The organism is Bacillus sp. Cr_A10 (assembly GCF_029222665.1).
In the GTDB taxonomy this organism is placed as follows: Bacteria; Bacillota; Bacilli; order Bacillales_A; family Planococcaceae; genus Psychrobacillus.
The window spans coordinates 952,682-972,755 of the sequence record NZ_JARHXR010000009.1; the positions used below are offsets into that span (position 1 = coordinate 952,682).

At 35.8% G+C, this 20,074-nt stretch carries 21 protein-coding genes; 1 reads left to right on the forward strand and 20 read right to left on the reverse strand.

Annotation, left to right across the window (positions count from 1 at the left end; translation table 11 throughout):
- Window positions 1–15: 15 nt before the first annotated feature.
- From P2Q73_RS11995 to der, 20 genes are all read right to left on the reverse strand, one after another.
- Window positions 16–1,260, reverse strand: a complete 1,245-nt coding sequence (locus tag P2Q73_RS11995) for a tetratricopeptide repeat protein (protein ID WP_275787358.1) — start codon at window positions 1,258–1,260, stop codon at window positions 16–18.
- Window positions 1,261–2,047: 787 nt separating this feature from the next.
- Window positions 2,048–3,340, reverse strand: a complete 1,293-nt coding sequence (gene aroA, locus P2Q73_RS12000) for a 3-phosphoshikimate 1-carboxyvinyltransferase (RefSeq protein WP_275787360.1) — start codon at window positions 3,338–3,340, stop codon at window positions 2,048–2,050.
- Between the two features lie 9 nt (window positions 3,341–3,349).
- The gene (locus P2Q73_RS12005; protein ID WP_056829484.1) at window positions 3,350–4,450 is read right to left on the reverse strand and encodes a prephenate dehydrogenase; all 1,101 of its coding nucleotides are present in this window, start codon (window positions 4,448–4,450) and stop codon (window positions 3,350–3,352) included.
- Window positions 4,450–5,547: a histidinol-phosphate transaminase gene (hisC, locus tag P2Q73_RS12010; protein ID WP_275787364.1), complete on the reverse strand. Its 1,098-nt coding sequence runs from the start codon at window positions 5,545–5,547 to the stop codon at window positions 4,450–4,452. The genes P2Q73_RS12005 and hisC overlap by 1 nt, the downstream gene beginning before the upstream one ends.
- Window positions 5,548–5,570: 23 nt before the next feature.
- Window positions 5,571–5,933 (reverse strand): chorismate mutase, encoded by a 363-nt coding sequence (aroH, locus tag P2Q73_RS12015; protein WP_053589790.1) that lies wholly within the window; start codon window positions 5,931–5,933, stop codon window positions 5,571–5,573.
- Window positions 5,934–7,022: a 3-dehydroquinate synthase gene (aroB, locus tag P2Q73_RS12020; RefSeq protein ID WP_275787367.1), complete on the reverse strand. Its 1,089-nt coding sequence runs from the start codon at window positions 7,020–7,022 to the stop codon at window positions 5,934–5,936.
- Window positions 7,023–7,025: 3 nt separating this feature from the next.
- Window positions 7,026–8,207: a chorismate synthase gene (gene aroC / locus P2Q73_RS12025; protein ID WP_275787370.1), complete on the reverse strand. Its 1,182-nt coding sequence runs from the start codon at window positions 8,205–8,207 to the stop codon at window positions 7,026–7,028.
- A 116-nt stretch (window positions 8,208–8,323) separates the two neighbouring features.
- Window positions 8,324–9,094, reverse strand: a complete 771-nt coding sequence (locus P2Q73_RS12030) for a CheR family methyltransferase (protein WP_275787372.1) — start codon at window positions 9,092–9,094, stop codon at window positions 8,324–8,326.
- Window positions 9,095–9,528: 434 nt separating this feature from the next.
- A complete protein-coding gene (ndk, locus tag P2Q73_RS12035) occupies window positions 9,529–9,975 on the reverse strand; it encodes a nucleoside-diphosphate kinase (protein WP_053589794.1) in 447 nt (148 codons plus the stop codon).
- Window positions 9,976–10,141: 166 nt separating this feature from the next.
- Window positions 10,142–11,116 carry a heptaprenyl diphosphate synthase component II gene (hepT, locus tag P2Q73_RS12040; protein ID WP_082355211.1) on the reverse strand — a complete coding sequence of 325 codons (975 nt, stop codon included), beginning with the start codon at window positions 11,114–11,116 and terminating at the stop codon, window positions 10,142–10,144.
- A 20-nt stretch (window positions 11,117–11,136) separates the two neighbouring features.
- Complete coding sequence (locus tag P2Q73_RS12045; RefSeq protein WP_056829476.1) at window positions 11,137–11,841, reverse strand: demethylmenaquinone methyltransferase; 705 nt, start codon at window positions 11,839–11,841, stop codon at window positions 11,137–11,139.
- A gap of 3 nt (window positions 11,842–11,844) precedes the next feature.
- Window positions 11,845–12,606 (reverse strand): heptaprenyl diphosphate synthase component 1, encoded by a 762-nt coding sequence (locus P2Q73_RS12050; RefSeq protein ID WP_275787379.1) that lies wholly within the window; start codon window positions 12,604–12,606, stop codon window positions 11,845–11,847.
- A 45-nt stretch (window positions 12,607–12,651) separates the two neighbouring features.
- The gene (mtrB, locus tag P2Q73_RS12055) at window positions 12,652–12,876 is read right to left on the reverse strand and encodes a trp RNA-binding attenuation protein MtrB (protein WP_053589797.1); all 225 of its coding nucleotides are present in this window, start codon (window positions 12,874–12,876) and stop codon (window positions 12,652–12,654) included.
- 67 nt (window positions 12,877–12,943) lie between these two features.
- Complete coding sequence (gene folE / locus P2Q73_RS12060; RefSeq protein WP_053589798.1) at window positions 12,944–13,513, reverse strand: GTP cyclohydrolase I FolE; 570 nt, start codon at window positions 13,511–13,513, stop codon at window positions 12,944–12,946.
- A 196-nt stretch (window positions 13,514–13,709) separates the two neighbouring features.
- The gene (locus P2Q73_RS12065; protein ID WP_053589799.1) at window positions 13,710–13,982 is read right to left on the reverse strand and encodes an HU family DNA-binding protein; all 273 of its coding nucleotides are present in this window, start codon (window positions 13,980–13,982) and stop codon (window positions 13,710–13,712) included.
- A gap of 172 nt (window positions 13,983–14,154) precedes the next feature.
- Entirely contained in the window at window positions 14,155–15,633 is a 1,479-nt protein-coding gene (gene spoIVA / locus P2Q73_RS12070; RefSeq protein WP_053589800.1) for a stage IV sporulation protein A, read from the reverse strand.
- 78 nt (window positions 15,634–15,711) lie between these two features.
- Window positions 15,712–16,422 (reverse strand): hypothetical protein, encoded by a 711-nt coding sequence (locus P2Q73_RS12075; protein WP_056829472.1) that lies wholly within the window; start codon window positions 16,420–16,422, stop codon window positions 15,712–15,714.
- Between the two features lie 13 nt (window positions 16,423–16,435).
- Window positions 16,436–16,642, reverse strand: a complete 207-nt coding sequence (locus P2Q73_RS12080) for a DUF2768 domain-containing protein (RefSeq protein ID WP_231687546.1) — start codon at window positions 16,640–16,642, stop codon at window positions 16,436–16,438.
- An 80-nt stretch (window positions 16,643–16,722) separates the two neighbouring features.
- A complete protein-coding gene (locus tag P2Q73_RS12085) occupies window positions 16,723–17,742 on the reverse strand; it encodes an NAD(P)H-dependent glycerol-3-phosphate dehydrogenase (RefSeq protein ID WP_056829469.1) in 1,020 nt (339 codons plus the stop codon).
- Window positions 17,743–17,770: 28 nt separating this feature from the next.
- Window positions 17,771–19,081 (reverse strand): ribosome biogenesis GTPase Der, encoded by a 1,311-nt coding sequence (gene der, locus P2Q73_RS12090; RefSeq protein ID WP_056829467.1) that lies wholly within the window; start codon window positions 19,079–19,081, stop codon window positions 17,771–17,773.
- 595 nt (window positions 19,082–19,676) lie between these two features.
- Here der and P2Q73_RS12095 point away from each other — a divergent pair.
- Window positions 19,677–19,859, forward strand: coding sequence for a hypothetical protein (locus P2Q73_RS12095; protein ID WP_275787389.1), 183 nt, complete (start codon window positions 19,677–19,679; stop codon window positions 19,857–19,859).
- Window positions 19,860–20,074: the final 215 nt, after the last annotated feature.

The window sequence follows — 20,074 nt, forward strand, 5'->3', positions numbered from 1 at the left end:
ACCTCTCCTTCCTTTTTATTCAACCATTTCAAACCAAGTACTATTTTCAGGTTCTAATTTCTGTAGTAAAGCCACTACTTCTAGTGCTTCTTCTCTTTTTCCGTCTTCCAAAAGGAAGTATACGTATTTCTCTAAAAATTGTGCATCGTCCTTATGGTCAGTATATGCTAACTTATAAAATTCGTATGCTTTTTCGTAAATTTCTAATCGGTCGAATGCTGAAGCTAAAAATGGATACATGGAAGACCATTCAAAGTTCTCTTTTTTAAGATCCTCATATAAACCAACTAATTCCTCGTCACGTTCTTCTGTTGCAAACAGTGAGGTAAGCGTAAATATTGCATCCATATATTCGGGATCTAGTGCAATGGCTTCACGTAAAAATGACTCTGCTTCTTTCACTTTACCCAATTTAAGAGAAATTTTACCGGCAAATAAATAATATTCTTTTTCAAATTCATCTCTAGCAATGCCCTCAGTAATTACTTTTAACGCTTCTTCATTCTTTTCCAGCATGGCATTCGATTCTGCCAGTAACATATAACCAGAAAAATAATCAGGATCTATTTCAAGTAAATTTTCTAAATACTTAATCGCCGTTTCATAATGTCGTACTTGAAAGGAAGCATATGCTGCATGAAATAAAACGTCTGGAGCAACCTCAGCTTTTAAGGCGTCTGCGTAATAAGGAATTGCCTCTTCATATGCGGCTCCTGCACTATAGATTTCCGCAAGCTTCAAAGGCAAGTCGACTCCTTGCAATGTATTCTTCTGTGGCAATAATTCTTCCATTATCCTAGCTGCTTCTAAATATCTCCCAGTTTCAAATAATAGTTCACCTTTAGCGTAAAGCAATAATGGTTCATTTGGTATTAATCCAATTGCCTCATTTATTTTTTGTTCTGCAACTTCATATAAACCTATCATTTGATAGTAGTCGGCTAAAGTAAGCAATGCTTGAGGATATGCTTCACTTGATTTATCAATACTTGTTAACAAGTTTAATGCTTCATCTTCTCGATCCATCTCTAAAAATAGCTGTGCCTGATCTATTTTTAATTGGCTTTCCTCTGGAAATAAATATTGAAGATGCTCTAAAATTTTTATTGCTTCTTCTGTGTAACCGTATTGGGATAATAAATCAGCAAGCTCGTAGTGTTCATCTGGATTTCCTTCGATTAAAAAACGATCCACTATTGCTCCTAGCTTCTCCGTATCCCCTTCCTCCATCGCTTGGATAAAAGGCATCATGTTCTCCATATTATCACCATACTTTCTTTATAACTTTATCGTACAAGAACATTTGCATATGAACAAGAAAAAAACTCTCCATAAATCGGAGAGTTCAAGAAAGTAGACAAAATTCTAATAAACCAGTTATTTACTGTCTTTTTAGGATAAATAGTTTTGGACCCGTTAATTTCCGTTCCAGGCGGACGCGTTCCGCCGGCATGGCTTCAGCCGCTTCCCTTGCTCCTGCGCAAAGCTCGTCGCAAAAAACAATGCTCCTGCGCAAGCTCGTCGCAAAAATTAATTTCACTACGCTCAGTCCAGTGTCTTCACCTCACGCACCTGACGCTTCGCTTTCGGTGCAGAAAACATTTGCTATTCCGGCTGGAGTCGCCGCCTTCCAATCCAACTATTATCCGCTTTACAATTAGAAAACTATCATGTCTTAATAGAGCAAGTTTTTATCACTTACATTATTACAATTAGTATTTATAGAAAATCGTTGAAAAAGGCGAAACTCCTGCGGGAGTAGCGTTAGCCGAAGACCCCGCAGTTGAGGGGAAGGCAATCTAAGTTCGCCGCATCCTGCGGCAACGATTGCATGACCAACATCGTGTTGGCCTAGGAGGCTAAGGCAACGCCCGCGGAAAGGGAGCCGTTTCAACGATTTTCTTATTTATCGGACGACATTATTTAGTAAAGTAGAATTCTATATACTTTTTCATTGCCCACGCTTGAGCGCTTTTTAAAAAAGCGAAATATAATACTAAGCCAACTTGGCAAAAAATAAATAGGAATAAAGAACAAAGCCTATACTTTATCTAATTACACTATTCAATTGCTCAAAAAAGTTAGGATAGCTTACAGAAATACATTCAGCATTATCAATTGTCACTGGGCCAGAAGTAATGAGAGAAGCAATTGCAGCCATCATTCCGATACGATGATCTCCATAAGTTCTTAAGTTTGCTCCATAAAGAGGGGTTGGTCCTTCAATTATCATTCCATCATCTGTAGCAGAAATATTGGCTCCCAATTTTTTTAGTTCATCGACAACAGCATCAATTCGATTCGTTTCCTTCACTTTTAACTCTTCTGCATCCTTAATAATTGTCTTTCCATGTGCTTGGGTAGCAAGAAGAGCAATAATTGGGATTTCATCGATTAGTTTAGGAATAATATCTCCACCGATTTCCGTACATTTTAGAGTAGATGACTCTATTACCAATGTTCCCATCTCTTCATGACTTTTAAAAGAGTTCATCTCCGTCTTAATATTAGCACCCATTTTTTCAAGTACCTCAATAATCCCAATTCGAGTAGGGTTTAATCCAACGTTAAGTAGTGTTAACTCACTATTTGGCACAATCGCTCCAGCAACTAAGAAAAATGCAGCAGAGGAGATGTCCCCTGGCACAACAACGTGTGTGCCAGTAAGATCCTGTCCACCAGTTAGACGAATTGTTTTATCTTCTACTGTTATGTCCGCGCCAAAATGCTGAAGCATTTTTTCTGTATGATCGCGTGAGGTTTCTATTTCTGTTACTACGGTTTCTCCTTCTGCTTGAAGTGCTGCCAATAAGATAGCAGACTTTACTTGTGCGCTAGCTACTGGCATTTTGTATTGAAATGAGTGAAGTTTTGTTCCTTCAACGGCAATAGGTGTATACTGAGCATTTTCTCGTCCAATAAATTTAGCACCCATTTGTTTTAAAGGCTCTGTTACCCGCTTCATTGGGCGCTTTTGAATCGAATCATCACCAATTAGTACAGAAGAGACATTGGAACCAGCTAAAATACCTAGCATTATTCGTGTCGTTGTTCCAGAGTTTCCTGTATATAAAATTTCTTTTGGCTCTTTCCAAGCGTTAATGCCTTCACTTAATATCTTGACGTTTTCACCTTCGATTGATATATCTACGCCTAGTTTAGAAAAACAATCGATTGTTGCTAAACAATCATCACTTTGTAAGAAACCTTCAACAGTTGTTGTTCCTTTCGCTATTGCTCCAAACATAATAGAACGATGGGAAACAGATTTGTCACCGGGTATTCGTAGAGTGCCTTTCAAGGAAGGCTGTCCATAATTTAAAATTCTACTCAAAATCATTTTCCTCCCTTACGCAATATATGTCTCAAATGTTGTATTTTTTGCAATACATTCTACTGCTTTGGCACGGTCTTCCATTGTTTGAAAACTAATAACAAGTATTCCAAAAATATCTTCTCTAGTCTCAACAATACGTAAGTTAGTAATACTAATACTGTCTTTAGCTAGATAGCCAGTGATTTCTGAGATCACCCCTGGATAATCTGGAACATCCACATATAAATCAAATACAGTAAACATGGCACCTTGTGTAGTAATAGGTAAATTGTCGCGGACTTCTTTAGCTCTGGAGAAATAAGCTTCTATTTCATCGGGTTCTGCATGCAATAATAAATTTTGTAGTCTAATCATTTCTTCCGTCCAGCTTTGTAGTTGGTTGCATAGTTCTTGACGATTTTGGACAGTAATATCTCTCCACATAATAGGATTCGAAGAAGCGATTCTTGTCAAATCACGAAATCCACCAGCAGCTAGTTGTTTTGTAAAAGGAAAGGCTTCGTTTTCACCTGCTAGCTGATGTACAAGCGATGCTGCTACTAAGTGAGGAAAGTGACTTACAACCGCAGTCATATGATCATGCTCTTCTGCATCCACTTGTACAATTTTTGCTTTCGTCACTTGCAAGAGATTCAAAAGTGTTTGTATTTGTTCTTCTTTTGTATCTTGAAACGGAGTTAGCATATAGTAGGCATTTTCAAAAAGATGCGCTCTAGCGGCTTCTACACCACTTTTATGAGAGCCAGCCATTGGATGGCCACCAATAAACGTAATACCTGCTTCTTTTAATTCTAAAGCAGCTTTCATAATTACTTTTTTAGTACTTCCAGTGTCTGAAACAATCACATTCTTTTTTAATTGCCAGTTATGCATCTCTTGGATCAAGCGAATAGTTTCATTGACAGGAGTTGCAAAAATAATAACATCCGCTAGCTCTGATGCATCTTTCATATGAACTGCCATTTCATCGATAATACCGATTCTCTTTGCCGTGCGAAGCGTGTGACTATCCGCATCATAACCGATGATAAAAGTTTCAGGATTTCTCTTTAAACCAAGTGCTAGAGAACCTCCAATTAGTCCTAGTCCTATGATGAAAACAGTTTGTTTCATTAAATAACGCCTTCCTCACGTAATACCTCATCAAGTTTTTGTAGGAGCTCTGTATTTTCTTCCTCTGTACCTATCGTTATTCTTAGATATCCAGGCACTCCTAAAGCATTCCCACTTCTGACGATAAATCCTCGTTGCATTAGTCCTTGGAACACTAAATCACTATCCGCTTTTACTTCCATTAAGATAAAGTTTGTATGAGATGGATAAAAATCTAAATTACGAACTTTACAATATTCTTCAAATTGCTTTTTCCCAGCATTATTTTTCATTTTGCATTCTTGAATAAATGATTGATCTTCTAGTCCAATTATTGCTACCTCTTGGCTTAAAACGGTATTGTTAAATGGCTCGCGAGTTGGTTCTAGTTGACTAATAACTTCCTCTGAACCAATGGCATATCCAACTCGGAAGCTTGCTAAACCGTATGCTTTCGAGAATGTACGCATAATTAGCACATTTGGATGCTTGTCTATAAGACCAATAGAGTCTACATACGTTTCATCCGTAATATATTCGGTGTAAGCTTCATCCAATACTATTAATACATCGCTTGGAACTTTTTCAACAAATTCTTTAATTTTTTGGCTAGGTGTTAATGTTCCAGTAGGATTATTGGGATTACAAATCCAAACGATTGCTGTGTTGTCATCGATAGCTTCATACATTTTGTCTAAATCATGTTCTCCATTTTTAAGAGGCACTTCTCTTACCTCAGCACCTTCAACAATTGCATTATGCTTGTATTGTCCGAAAGTGATGTTCGCCATAACCGTATTTAACCCTGGTCTCAAAATTGCTCTCGAAACTATTAAAATATTTTCATCTGAACCATTACCAAATAATAATTGGTTTTCTGAGACATTTAAATGTTTAGATACTGCAGATCGAAGTTTTGTTGCATATCCATCGGGATAAATTGCAAAATTTACTTTTGCGTTATCCAAAAAAGCTTTCACTCTTGGAGATGCTCCGTATGGGTTTTCATTCGATGCAAGTTTTACAACTTTATCTAAATTATATATTCTTTTTACTTCATCTGTTGTCTTTCCAGGTTGGTATGCTTGTAATCCTTTAATTTGTTTTTTAAATTTCATTTAAAGCTCCTCGATTCTTTTATTTACTTGACTAAGTCTGGTCTTAATCGGACTGCTTCATTTAAATAAATATGTTGGATTTCTTTTTGAGTTTTGTCAGTATTAATATGCATCAATAAACGAATACATTTCTCTAATGCACCTGGAACATTCATCTCATGAGTGCACATTACTGGTACATATGTCCATCCTTCAATACTTCTCACAGCTCTTGCAGGAAAAGCAGAGGAGATGTCCGTAGTAGTAGAGATGATTACAGATGCAATTGTTTCAGGGTCAATATTATTAGCTCTTGCCATTTCTGTCGCAAGACGAGCTGTTTCCTGAAGTACTTCTTCATTAGAGTCTTCTGTTACTGTGATTGCACCTCTAACTCCTCTTATCAATTAAATCTCCTCCTTTATCCATTTTCGTAATAGATCATCACATTTTTTCACTTCATCCATAGTAACAATTTGGATAAAAGGATCCCCAATATGGTTAAGTAAAGCAAAATGTAGTTCACCATTTGTCGTTTTTTTATCTTTCAACATAAATGTAGCCAACTGATCAAAGGGACTGTTTAAAACATGTTGAAAATTATATTCAAGCTTTTTAGCAAGTTTATATACATCACGAGCATAACCCGCTTTAACTTCCCCGTATATTTCACTTAACATTAGTGCAGGAATCATACCAATCATAACTGCTTCGCCATGAGTTATCTTTCCATAACCAACTGTAGCTTCAATTGCATGTCCATATGTATGACCAAAGTTTAAATATTTTCGATATGATTTCTCTTTTTCATCTAGCTCCACTATACGTGCTTTTACGCGTATTCCTTTTTCCAACCAAACGAGAAGCTCTTCTTTTTGAATTGCATCGATGCTTTCTAATTTCAAAAAGTCATTGGACCATGTTATATCACTAATTAGTGCATGTTTAATCACTTCTGCTAACCCTGAACGAACTTCTGATTTTGGGAGAGTATTTAAAAAATGAAAATCATATAAAACTTCTTTTGGCTGATAAAAAGCACCAATCATATTCTTTCCATTGGGATGGTTAATAGCAGTTTTTCCTCCAACTGCACTATCATGGGCAAGTATCGTTGTTGGGATTTGAATAAAAGGAATTCCACGCATAAAAGTTGATGCTACAAATCCAGTTAAATCTCCTACAGCCCCTCCCCCAAGGGCTAACAAAATACTATTTCTTGAACAATTTTCTTGTAGTAGGAATGTTTGTACATTGAAATAAGAGTCAAATGTTTTACAAGCTTCTCCGTTTGGTACAAGATGTACCTGATAGGTAAAGGAGAAGTTATCGTCAAAGTAATCTCGATGTAATCCCCAAACATTTTCATCGGTAATCACAACTATTTTATCTGCTTTTTCAAAACCCTCTGTATTTCTATCACAGAACGCTTTTAATATATTTTCGCCTAAATGAACTTCATAGGTGGAATCTTTCGTTCTTACCGGGATAATCATTCATTAAAACCCCTTTGTGTATGCATGGTGTCTTTCAATATCGGCCTTTAAAATGTCTATTTGATCACTATTAAAAGTATCTAGAACAGCAGTTGCTATTTCCCATGCAATTACTGCCTCTGCTACTACAGATGCTGCAGGGACAGCACAACTATCAGATCGTTCGATACTTGCTTTAAACGGTTCTTTCGTATCAATATCTACACTTTGAAGCGGTTTGTATAAAGTAGGAATAGGTTTCATAACCCCTCTTATAACGATTGGCATTCCAGTAGACATTCCACCTTCTAAACCACCTAAACGATTTGTATCACGAGTATAACCAACTTCTTCACTCCAAGATATTTGATCATGGACTTGGCTTCCAAATAAATTTGCCATTTCAAATCCGAGACCAACCTCTACCCCTTTAAAAGCATTAATACTCATCATAGCCATTGCTAGTTTGCCATCTAGTTTTCGATCATAGTGCACATAACTGCCAACCCCAGCTGGCATACCATCCACAATCACTTCTACTACACCACCAATGGTATCACCGGCTTTTTTGGCCTGATCAATTGCCTCTACCATTTTTGCTGAGGCTACCGGATCCAGACAGTAAACAGGATCAGATTCAACAACTTCACGAATTTCCTCAATCGTTTTTCCAGTAGCTAAAGTAAGGTCTGCTTCAATACCACCAATCTTTGTAACATGAGCAACTATTGAAATCCCTAATTGTTTTAGCAATTGCTTCGCAACAGCCCCTACTGCAACCCGAACTGTAGTTTCTCTTGCAGAAGATCTTTCTAGAACATTACGTAAATCTCGATGACCATATTTCATGCCACCAACTAAATCTGCGTGCCCAGGACGTGGTCTAGTAATTTGTCTTTTAATATCTTCTGGATCAATTTCTTCACCAAGTGGTTCAATTCCCATTATATTCGTCCAATGCTTCCAGTCATCATTATTTACAACTAGACAAACAGGAGAACCTAATGACTTTCCATGGCGTACACCAGAAGTAATAGCTACTGTATCTTTTTCAATTTGCATTCTTCTTCCACGACCATGACCACCTTGACGTCGCTTGAGTTCCTTATTAATATGTTCACTCGTAATTTCTAATTGGGCTGGTAACCCTTCAATGATTGCTGTTAGTTGTGGTCCATGTGACTCACCTGCTGTTAAATAACGCACAACACTTTCCCCCTTCAACTCGCTAAAGTATTTGTTTTCAACTATATCATAATTTTAGTTTCAAAGTATAGAAGAAAACTGCCCGATTTGGTATTTTTCTTCGGACAGTTTACTATTTATTTTTTCCGATAAAAAAATGTGTCTTCTGTTTCAAACCCGTATTTACCTGGATTGAAAATTTGTTCTGTACTACCAACAAAGAGTATCCCCCCTGATCGAAGAGAATTACTAAAGTTTTGATAGATTTGGTCTTTTGCTTCTTCCGTAAAATAAATCATGACATTTCGGCAAATAATTAAGTCATAATTTTTTTCGTATGTATCTTTTAATAAATTATGTTTTTTAAAGGTAACTGTTCTTTTTATCGCATCTTCAACTTTATAAAACTGCCCTTGTTTTTCAAAATATTTCATTATCATATCGCTTGGAACTTCTGCAAGTGATCGTTCAGGATAGATACCGACTTTTGCACGTTGTATTGCATTTTCATCTAAATCAGTCGCCTCAATTGAAATCTGTGATAAAGGTAGATAATTTGATAGCACCATTGCAGTTGTATAAGGTTCTTCTCCGGTAGAGCATGCAGCACTCCAAACCTTCAAACGCTTATTAACTGCTAATAATTTTGGAAATATTTTATTTTGCAAAACTTCCCAACGCTTCCCATTACGGTAAAACTCGGATACATTAATTGTCATTCTATCTAAAAACTCATTCATTAAATCCCTGTCTTTATCTAGAGCATTAAAAAAATCGACAAAATTTTTATATCCTTTTTTTTCATATAACGAAGTAAGTCGTCGTTTCATCTGCGCTTCTTTATAGGCTGCAAGATCGATTCCTGTTTTTCGTTTGATAGAATCCACAAATTTAACGTAGTCTGACAAAGTACATCGTTCCTTTCAAAAGGCCTATATCTAGTATATCGTATTCTAAAGATTATGGACATAATAAAAAGACAGTCAATTTAAGTTTAATTTGACTGTCTTTCATGTTATTTTATACGATTACTTATCGGAGTTTAATGTGGAACTTCTTCGTTCCACAAGTTAACTTACGAGATTCCGCATTTCATTGTCCAGCTACTTCGCCTTGCCCCTCGAGGTCAAATGAGTAATTACTGCGGTGGCTGAAAAACTGCCTCCTCATAATTTCTCATTTGCTTGTCGGGGCAGAAACAGGCGATTTCGCATTTCGTGTCCAGCTACTTCGCCTTGCCCCTCGAGGTCAAATGAGTAATTACTGCGGTGGCTGAAAAACTGCCTCCTCGTAATTTCTCATTTGCTTGTCGGGGCAGAAATAGGCGATTTCGCATTTCGTATTAGTTAATCCAGTTGTTAGCGTCTTTTGAGTAAGCAACTAATTCTTCTTGTTTGAAGAATAAACCAATTTCACGCTCAGCGCTTTCAGGTGAGTCAGAACCATGAATAATATTTTTTCCAACAGTTACTGCGAAGTCACCACGGATTGTTCCTGGAGCTGATTCTTTTGGATTAGTTGCACCCATCATAAGACGAGCTGTTGAAATAACGTTTTCACCTTCCCAAACCATTGCAAAAACTGGTCCAGAAGTGATGAAATCTACTAACTCACCAAAGAATGGGCGTTCTTTATGTTCGCCATAGTGTTGTTCTGCTAACTCAGTAGGAATCTGCATTAATTTTGCTCCAACTAATTGGTATCCTTTTTTCTCAAAACGACTTACGATTTCACCGATTAAGTTACGTTGTACGCCATCAGGTTTTACCATTAAAAATGTTTTTTCCATGTTTAACACTCCTTCAAATATGAAATGGGATATTATCTCCACCGTTACAAATAATATCATTATGATGTATTATTTTCAAATTAATTTCGTTCAAGATGCATTTTAGAGTTAGCGTTATCAATAAATCTTAATAGGTATCCTTAATCTAATCTATGTATTATACCAATCAAAACTTTCGTTTACTCATAAACAATGCAATGTTTTGTAAGGATTTTTTTGCCTGGATGGGAGGTAACTGTTTTACTTCGTTCAAAGCTTTTTGCAAGTACATATTACTTATTTGCTTCGCTTTATTAATAGCATCTGAGTTTCTTACTTCAGTTAATAGTCTTTGTTTATTTTCTTCTGAAATATTTCCATCTAATAATTCTTTTAATAATGGAGCGATTACAGGATCATTTTTTGCATAAAGTATAGGCAAAGTAATATTCCCCTGCAACAGATCACTTCCAGCTGGTTTTCCGAGTTGTTCATCTGTTGAGGTAATGTCTAAAATATCATCTATAATCTGAAACGACATTCCGACATAATAACCAAATTGTTTAAGATTTCTTGTCGTCTTACTATCTGCACCAGAGGCAATTGCCCCTAATTCACAACTCGCAGAGATTAAGATTGCCGTTTTCCGCTTTATTCTTCTTAGATAGTCTCGAACTGTTTGATCTAAAAAATGTTTATCCTCTATTTGAATAATCTCCCCAATACAAAGTTCTACCATTGTATGAGATAACACTTCATGTGCATATGTATTTTCTAGTACTGTTATGTATTCAATTGCCCTTGCAAAGAGAAAATCACCTGTATACATGGCAACTCTGTTATTCCACTGAGCCTTTACCGTTTCTCTTCCTCTACGTGTTTCAGCATCGTCTATTACGTCATCATGAACAAGTGAAGCCATATGGATTAACTCAATCGAAACTGCTACGTTTTTTATAGTGTCAATTGAATAATTGCCAAACTTAGCTGACAGTAAGGCAAAAACTGGTCGTATTCTTTTACCTCCAGCAAGTAGTAAATGAAGAGAAGCTTCATTCAATAAGTGAGATGAAGAATTCACCGCTGTTGCTAGTTCTTTTTCGATGACATCTAAATCCGATTTTAAATCGGAATAAAGTAATTTCAACTTCATCTTATCCACAAATAAAAACCTTCTCCCACTTAAATATCTTTTTTGAAACCAATATGTCTTGCTGCAGCACCACCACTATATGGCTTACTCGTAACATTCTTCATACCAACTTCTTCAAATAGTTTTGTTAAAGCTGCTCGATTTGGAAAGTCTTTTGCAGATTCCTGGAGCCAAGAATATTCTTTGTAACTTTTTGCAAATAGTTTACCAAACAGTGGCATGATATATCGGAAATAAAATCTAAAACCAGTGTTAAATAACTTAGAATCTGGTTGTGAAGTCTCTAAACAAACAATCATTCCACCAGGCTTTGCAACACGTTTCATTTCTTTTAATACTTGCTCATAGTCAGGAACATTTCTTAATCCAAAACCTATCGTTACATAATCAAAAGAATTATCTTCAAACGGTAATTCCATTGCATTACCTTGAACTAACTGTATTTGAGAAATATCTTTCACTTTCTCTTTCCCAACATTCAGCATGTTTTGACTAAAGTCTAACCCAATCACTTCTCCAGTAGGACCTATTGCATCGGCTAATGCAATAGTCCAATCTGCTGTACCACAGCAAACGTCTAGAGCTTTACTTCCTTTTTTAACTTGCATTTCTTTCATCGTATCCGTACGCCATTTTATATGTTGCTTAAAACTAATTACTGAATTCATAGAATCATAATTATCTGATATCTTTTCAAAAACTTCATGTACATATTGTTCTTTTGATTTACCCATTCTTTAACCTTCTCTCAACTGCTGTTCAAGCGAATGCTCACAAACCCGCTCTAAAATGGCATGTTTTAAGGACTCGTTTAATAATTCTGAGGAACGGACGTCAAGTACTAGTGCATGTTCTATTTTATCTATCTCTCGACGTAGTGCGTCCAAATTTCTTTGAAATAATTTCGATTTACTTATATAAAAAGTTTTTTCACTTTTTTCGTAAGCAACTAACTCTTTTTTTAATGTTGCTAGCAATAAAGCTTCTTTCATGATAAACACATATTCATGATAGGAGTAATATTCAAAGAATTGTTCAATTGGTTTGCTTTCTACTAGTTGAATGGATTGAATTAATTCTTCAAATGAGTAATCCTCTAAATCGTAAAATCTAGTTTTGTGCTCTGTTATTTTAGCAACACTATCAGATAGCTGTTGAATTAAAACAATCAGATTCTCTTTTGCTAATAACTGATAATAGCGGCCACTATAATAATCTCCGGCAAGCACCTGCAATTGTTGTGACTTAGCGGTAGCATTATCTTCTTTAACTAAATCATGCGCAGCAAGTGCAGCAAATATAATAGAAACAGAAATAGCAGACATTTTAACCGATTGATCCCAGTTTTCTCCATTTAGTAGTGGTAAAAGTGTAAAAAATAAACGTTTATCATCTACATCAGGTATACCTGTGTATTTTTGCAAAGTGTTTTGTTGAATTTGCATGAGAATATTCTTTTTATAAGTTTCGACATATTGTGTCAACAATGCCTCGTTCATACACTTTACTCCATTTCTCAATCGCAATTGATCTTTTAAAGTTTCTTACATTTTTTTCGTATCACTTTGAACAATACCATTCGCAGTGTGAATAGATGCTTTACCACGGATTTTCATAGCAGATGTGTGTTCAGTAAATTGAGCAATCATTACTTCCCCATCATCCAGTTTCTCCGAATGGTGGAATTTTGTATCAGTACCTCTTGTCAATCCAATAACATGCACGCCATCTTCTTCTGCTTTTATAACAATAAAATCTGAACTAGACATTTTAAAGTCTCCTTTGTTCACAGTCTTTTTCCATCATAACATATTCTTATCCATTCATCCAAAGCTGTTACTTCATCTGTATAAAAGACAATATTTCCGATCTTTTCACTTCATCTTTTTCTAAGATACCTTTTGCTACTGCAGTAATTGTTTTAGCACCAGGTTTCTTTATACCTCGCATTGTCATACACATATGTTCAGCTTCGATTACAACATAAACACCGTGGGGATTTAGCATATCCATTATGCTTTCCGCTATAGTGGATGTAATCCTTTCTTGAAGCTGTGGGCGTCTTGCAGTAGTTTCTACTGCCCTAGCTAATTTACTTAGTCCTGTTACTACTCCATCTCTAGGAATATACGCAACATGTGCTTTCCCATAAAAAGGAACTAAATGGTGTTCACACATTGAATAGAACGGTATGTCTTTGACTAATACTAGTTCTTCATGGTCCTCGTTAAAAACAGTTTTAAAATATTCTTTTGGATCTTGATGTAATCCTTCGAACATTTCAGCGTACATTTTTGAAACTCTTTTTGGTGTGTCTAGTAACCCTTCCCTAGAAGGATCCTCGCCAACAGCTTCTAAAATCATTGTAACTGCTTTTTCTATTTTTTTCAGATCGACATTTGTCATCTGTTAACCCCCTAGATACAATTCATCTAAAAAACGCATTGATATATACCATTAGCATCTTAGCATACGAATCGAATATAATAAATAACTTTCCCAATGGATAATTATGTTTTCTTCAAGATATGTTTATTTAAAGAAAAGAACGGCTACCCAGAAGCTAGCTTCAAGGCAACCGTTCTATGTACTACAACATCGATTATTTTACTGCGTCTTTAAGCGCTTTACCTGGTTTAAAAGCAGGCACCTTGCTTGCTGCGATGTCGATTTCTTTACCTGTTTGTGGGTTACGTCCTTTACGTGCAGCACGTTCACGAACTTCAAAGTTACCAAAACCGATTAATTGAACTTTTTCACCACTTGCAAGTGCAGTTTGAATTGATTCAAATACAGCTTCAACTGCTTTAGATGCGTCTTTTTTAGAAAGATCCGCAGCTTCAGCAACAGAGTTCACTAATTCTGTTTTATTCATACCATTCACCTCCTCTCAAAGGAAGATAGCTTCAACCTGTAAAAAGAGTATCACAACCAAAAAGGCTTAGCAACACTATTTGCACCTCTTTTGGGAACTTTAAGCAAAAATAATGGAATTTAATGAAATAACGGGACTTTTCGCATAGTCGCGAAAAGCCCCGTTATAAATTTTATAAAATAAATGTTACTAAACCTCTATCTCCTTCATTTACCATTCTTTCAATTGTTTCACGCATTCTCTTCTTTGCAATTTCCGAAACATTCTCTGTTTTATATCGCAAACTTTCTTTCATAACTTCTACAAGTGAAGTACCAAAGACTTGTGTTTGCCATAATGCATCTCGATCATGTAAATAGCCATGCTTTAAATCTTTTAACAGTTGTTGGCTATGGAATTCTGATCCTATCAGCGGCGCAAATTCAGCCTCCATGTCAACACGGATTATATGAAGCGAAGCTGCCTTAGCCTTTAAGCTAACACCGTAGAAATTATTTTGCTTTATAATTTCAGGTGCAGACGGTTGGAAGTCTTGGATAGTTGGTAGTGAAACCCCGTAACCATGTGTTTTGGCAGCCTCTAAAGCCTCTGAAAATTTGTTATATGCCTTTCTAGCTGTTGAAGCTTCTTTCACAAACAGGAGCCAGTCTTTTTTAGTTTGAATAGGTTCTTCTAACCATTCGTCACACACTTCTTGAAATACCTCAGGTTTTAAGCCAATTTGGATACATGCTGATCCACGCCCAGGATTAGCTTCCACAACATCTGCAGATTGAATGAAAGGAACTTGTTTAAATCGTGAAGCCAGCTCTTTCACGTCTCTCATTTTAGATACAATTTGAAGCCATTCCTGCAAGGAGGATGTAATTGCATTATTTACGAAATGATCTGGTTCTAATACATCAGTCCAATCAGGTTTAACTAGTTCAATATCCGTAATCGGAAATTCATATAGTGCTTGTTGGAGTATGTATTGAATTTCCTCCGCAGTCATTCGATCGACAGCAACCGCAATAACCGGCACTTCATGCTCTTTCTGTAAGTCTTCACATAATTGAATAGTATCAACATGACCAGGCAATTTACTATTTAATACAATAACAAAAGGTTTACCGATTTCTTTCAGTTGAGCAATGATTTCTCTTTCCGCACTTTCAGCAGCTTTTCTTGGAATATTATTAACCGAGCCATCTGTTGTTACTACTATACCGATTGTTGAATGATCTCGAATTACTTTATCTGTTCCAATTCTTGCAGCCTCTTCAAATGGGATGGCTTCACTATGCCAAGGTGTATGCACTAATTTTTGACCATCTTCGCCTGAATGCGTTTTTATACCATCAATCATATAACCTACACAATCTACTAATCTAATTTGTAAGCGTAACTGCTCTTCGCCCAGATAGATATTCGTTCCATGTGCAGGAACAAATTTGGGCTCTGCTGTCATAATTACATTACCTGGAGAACTTTGTGGAAGTTCATCCTGTGCACGTATTCTTTCCGATTCCTCTTTTATATTTGGAATAACTACAAGCTCCATTACACGCTTTACAAATGTAGATTTTCCAACACGAACTGGTCCTACAACACCAATATACACATCTCCATTAGTACGCTCTGCTATTTGTTCATAAAGTTTATTTGTCATGGATATTCTCCTTTCTTCGCAGTTTAATATATGCACAAAAAAAACGTTTCATGCATAATGCACGAAACGTTGGAGAGCTTATTTTGATAACATAAAAACTGGTTCATTATTCTCATTTACGGTATACGGTAAAGAGTAGGCAGGAACAATTGCAAAATTATCTGTTAATAGATGACGAATGTCCTCGCCTGGTTGAATTTTAGTTTCATTCTCTTGAAGTAAACGATTCAATTCAATTGAGTAATCCACGTATACTTTGCCATCGCCAGTTGCCACTAAAGGTAATTGAGTGTCTGAATAAGGGCTCTGTACGGATAATTCACTTTTATATCCCATCTTCTTGTAATCTAATTTGTAGACACCTTCCGTAATGATTTCAGCAACGGGTCCGTATCCATTAATACCTTTTCGATAGTTTATATCTCGTATAGTATCTGCAATTCGTAAATCTACTAATTTTACAGTCGGATTATCTTCTACATCCATTAACACGTATTGATAAATACCACCAACTTCATAAGAATTGGCTGGCGCCTTCCCTAAGTATGAAGGTACAATTTTTTTAAAGTCAATCGGATACTTAATATACAAGTCTGTTTCCATATCACGGGTTTTAATCGGTAATAATCCAGCCGAATCTTCTTTAAAGCTATCAACGGCTTTTTGGACAGCTTCTAACTGATCTTCATACGGTAATAGATTTTCAGCTTCTTGTCCGTTTTTAAAGCCACATCCAGCTAATACAAGAATAGCTATCATGAGCATACCAAGTAGTTTAATATTTCTCATCCTAATCTCCTTACTAAGCTTTTGTTGGATTAAAGATAATATATACCATTGTGATAAATCCAATAAATAATAATATGTATGCAATCAAACCAAATATAGCTTTTAGAAATTTGTTTTGTAGTTTCGTCTTAACAAAGAACATAAACAACATAGCTAAAAACATACTACCCATTGAACCAAATGAAATCCACATCTTATCCATAGATGATATCAATAACATGTGCTTACCCACCTTTCTACAACTAAAAAGTATATCACATCAAAAAAGAGTTGTAATTTGTACAACTCTTTTTGTATAAATTAGAAAGTTTTATAATCCTCTAACTCATGTTTCTTCGTTCTATGCATTAGTATATCTACTGCCTCTTTAGGACTTATATTTTCAAATAAAACAGAATAAAGCGCTTCAGTAATAGGCATATCTACCTGTTGTTTTTGAGCTAGTTGATAAGCAGCTTTCGTAGTTCGAACGCCCTCTACTACCATACCTATCTCATTTAGTACTTTTTCAAGCGATGCACCCTTGCCAAGCATATTTCCAGCTCTCCAGTTTCTAGAATGGACGCTTGTACACGTGGCAATCAAGTCTCCCATCCCAGTTAAACCTGAAAATGTATAAGGTTGTGCGCCTAAACTAATACCTAACCTTGTAATTTCTGCTAGGCCTCTTGTTATAAGCGCAGCCTTTGCATTATCACCATAGCCTAATCCATCAACAATACCTGCAGCTAAAGCAATTACATTTTTAAGGGCAGCCCCTATTTCTACACCAATCACGTCATCATTCGTATATACTCGAAAAGAATTGTTCATAAATAAGTCTTGAACCTGTTTAGCAGCTTCCATATTCACACTCGCAGCAGTAATAGTAGTAGGATGGTTTAAGACAACCTCTTCTGCATGGCTAGGACCAGATAATACAACAATTGCTTCCACATTATTAGTAGGTATTTCATCTACAATCATTTCAGAAATACGTTTGAATGAATCAGGTTCTATACCCTTCGATACATGTACAAACAGTTTTTTCCCATTTAAATGCTCTTTCATATCCCGACAAACATCTCGAATCGCCTTCGTAGGAACCGCAATTACAATGGTATTTGCATGTTTGATAGCTGTTTCAAAGTTACTAGTTGCTTTTAGGTTCCTCGGTAAAACAGTTTCTGGTAGATACTTTTTATTTGTATGATCAGTATTTATTTCAGCTGCTTGGTTTTCTCTATGTGACCAAAGGAGACAATCATGATTGTTATTAGCTAGAACCATTGCTAGAGCTGTACCCCAGCTACCAGCTCCTAATACAGTTATCTTCTCCATTACTATACGCCCCTTTAAAACAATTTAATCAAGTTCTTGCACGAGTAATGATTCGGATAGGAGTTCCCTCAAAATCAAATGATTCTCTAATACGATTTTCTAAAAATCGTTCGTATGAGAAGTGCATTAACTCAGGTTCATTTACAAACACAACAAATGTTGGTGGCTTAATAGCCACTTGCGTTGCATAGTAAATACGCAATCTTTTGCCTTTATCAGTAGGGGCCGGATTACGAGCTACAGAATCCTCAATCACTTCATTCAATATAGAAGATTGTACACGAAGTGAATGATTTTCACTTACTTTATTAATAATAGGTAAAATTGCATGCACACGTTGTTTTGTTTTTGCTGATACAAATACTATTGGTGCATAGTCTAAGAATTGAAAATGTTCACGAATAGATTTTGTCATTTCATTCATCGTTTTATCATTTTTCTCAATTGCATCCCATTTATTGACTACGATAATAACCGCTTTTCCGCCCTCATGTGCATATCCAGCAATTTTTTTATCCTGCTCCTGAATACCTTCTTCTGCATTTATAACAACTAAAACAACATCTGAGCGTTCTATCGCTTTTAGAGCACGCAACACACTGTATTTCTCCGTTGTTTCGTAAACTTTACCTTTTTTTCGCATTCCTGCTGTATCGATCATGACATAATCTTGTCCATCAAAGGAGTACTCAGTGTCTATAGCATCTCTCGTAGTACCAGCTATATCACTTACGATTACACGTTCATGTCCTAAAAATGCATTGATTAATGATGACTTCCCTACATTAGGTCTTCCGATTAATGAGAATTTAATAACATCCTCACCGTACTCTTGGTCCTCCAAATCAGGGAAATTTTTCGCAACTTCATCTAATAAATCCCCAAGTCCGAGTCCATGTGATCCAGAAATTGGATATGGTTCGCCCATACCTAATGCATAAAAGTCATAGATCATTTCACGCATATCAGGATTGTCGATTTTATTCACCGCTAAAACTACAGGCTTTTTCGTTTTGTATAAAATTTTTGCAACATATTCGTCAGCTGAAGTTACACCTTCTCGCCCATTTGTTAAGAAAACAATTACGTCAGCTTCGTCCATTGCAATTTCTGCTTGTTGTTTAATCTGCTCTAAGAATGGTTCATCACTAAGCTCAATACCACCTGTGTCAATAATGTTAAACTCATGTGTTAACCAATCTGCCGAGCTATATATACGATCACGTGTAACACCTGGAATATCTTCCACAATAGATACACGCTCTCCTACAATTCGATTAAATATGGTTGATTTGCCGACATTTGGCCTACCAACGATTGCTACTACTGGTTTTGTCATTGCTAATTCATCCTTCCAACTTCATCTATTCTGTATTATACAACATAGTGACACACAAATGCACATTCCCTATATATTAAACGAAATCCTAGACGTATCATTGTTTAGAAATTGTTAAAACTTACACAAAGCAAATTAATTGCCTACCACGTCTTGGGGCTAACAAATAAATTAACATAAAAGTCATAGGAGACATTATGTATAAGTTAAGAAAGCTAACTAACGGATATTACAAGCATTACTAATAAACATACTACAAATTATTGTTATCTTTATCTTTATTTGTATAACTATTCAGCTACACCCTCGGTGGGAATCGATTTGAGCACTCAATACTATTGATTCAAGGTCTTTTAGATTATAATCTGTGTAAAAAAATAATTGTTTTCACCAATTAGATATAATATGTTTACTCCGTTTCCATTTACAAGTAAGTTATAATAAATACCAAAATGGGATGGAGAGAATCATTTGAAAGTTTTTGCTTTGCTTTTAACCACTAGAAGTTGTTACTCATGAAAAACCTACCGAAAATGAAACAACTAATGAAGAAGAAACAACAAAAACAGAGGGAACTGAAGATATAACAGCACCTTTGGTAGAAATAGATAATACATTAACACGTGAAAACATAGATGCATTATTTTCAGTAGATCCAGTGGAAACGCAATATGAAAATGGTCAACTGGAATTTAAACAAGGTGAAATTGTACAAGTTGATTATATTTCTTATTTAGGAACAGATGGAATTGATTATGTAAGTGCTATGTTTTTTTAAGATGAATTAGTAAATATTCAATTAGATACTACATTATCAGATGAAGAATTAGAAAAACGGTTAGGTATAGATATTAATGAAGATTTAATGATTGAAGACATGCGAGAAAGAGGAGTTTACGAGATCACTTTTAATGATAAATTCAATGAAAGTGAAATAGCAAGATACCCTTTTGAAATGGATTAAATAACAAAAGCCCTTCCACTTTTTTTGTG

Bases quoted from the DNA above. Each gene is read 5' to 3' on its own strand.
- P2Q73_RS12005 (WP_056829484.1), bottom strand. From the start codon at position 4,450: ATGAAACAAACTGTTTTCATCATAGGACTAGGACTAATTGGAGGTTCT.
- P2Q73_RS11995 (WP_275787358.1), bottom strand. From the start codon at position 1,260: ATGGAGAACATGATGCCTTTTATCCAAGCGATGGAGGAAGGGGATACG.
- der (WP_056829467.1), bottom strand. From the start codon at position 19,081: ATGACAAAACCAGTAGTAGCAATCGTTGGTAGGCCAAATGTCGGCAAA.
- hisC (WP_275787364.1), bottom strand. From the start codon at position 5,547: ATGAAATTTAAAAAACAAATTAAAGGATTACAAGCATACCAACCTGGA.
- aroB (WP_275787367.1), bottom strand. From the start codon at position 7,022: ATGATTATCCCGGTAAGAACGAAAGATTCCACCTATGAAGTTCATTTA.
- mtrB (WP_053589797.1), bottom strand. From the start codon at position 12,876: ATGTCTAGTTCAGATTTTATTGTTATAAAAGCAGAAGAAGATGGCGTG.
- aroA (WP_275787360.1), bottom strand. From the start codon at position 3,340: ATGATTTTGAGTAGAATTTTAAATTATGGACAGCCTTCCTTGAAAGGC.
- spoIVA (WP_053589800.1), bottom strand. From the start codon at position 15,633: ATGACAAATAAACTTTATGAACAAATAGCAGAGCGTACTAATGGAGAT.
- P2Q73_RS12050 (WP_275787379.1), bottom strand. From the start codon at position 12,606: ATGAACGAGGCATTGTTGACACAATATGTCGAAACTTATAAAAAGAAT.
- P2Q73_RS12065 (WP_053589799.1), bottom strand. From the start codon at position 13,982: ATGAATAAAACAGAATTAGTGAACTCTGTTGCTGAAGCTGCGGATCTT.
- P2Q73_RS12085 (WP_056829469.1), bottom strand. From the start codon at position 17,742: ATGGAGAAGATAACTGTATTAGGAGCTGGTAGCTGGGGTACAGCTCTA.
- folE (WP_053589798.1), bottom strand. From the start codon at position 13,513: ATGACAAATGTCGATCTGAAAAAAATAGAAAAAGCAGTTACAATGATT.
- ndk (WP_053589794.1), bottom strand. From the start codon at position 9,975: ATGGAAAAAACATTTTTAATGGTAAAACCTGATGGCGTACAACGTAAC.
- P2Q73_RS12080 (WP_231687546.1), bottom strand. From the start codon at position 16,642: ATGTTATTGATATCATCTATGGATAAGATGTGGATTTCATTTGGTTCA.
- P2Q73_RS12045 (WP_056829476.1), bottom strand. From the start codon at position 11,841: ATGGGTAAATCAAAAGAACAATATGTACATGAAGTTTTTGAAAAGATA.
- P2Q73_RS12075 (WP_056829472.1), bottom strand. From the start codon at position 16,422: ATGAGAAATATTAAACTACTTGGTATGCTCATGATAGCTATTCTTGTA.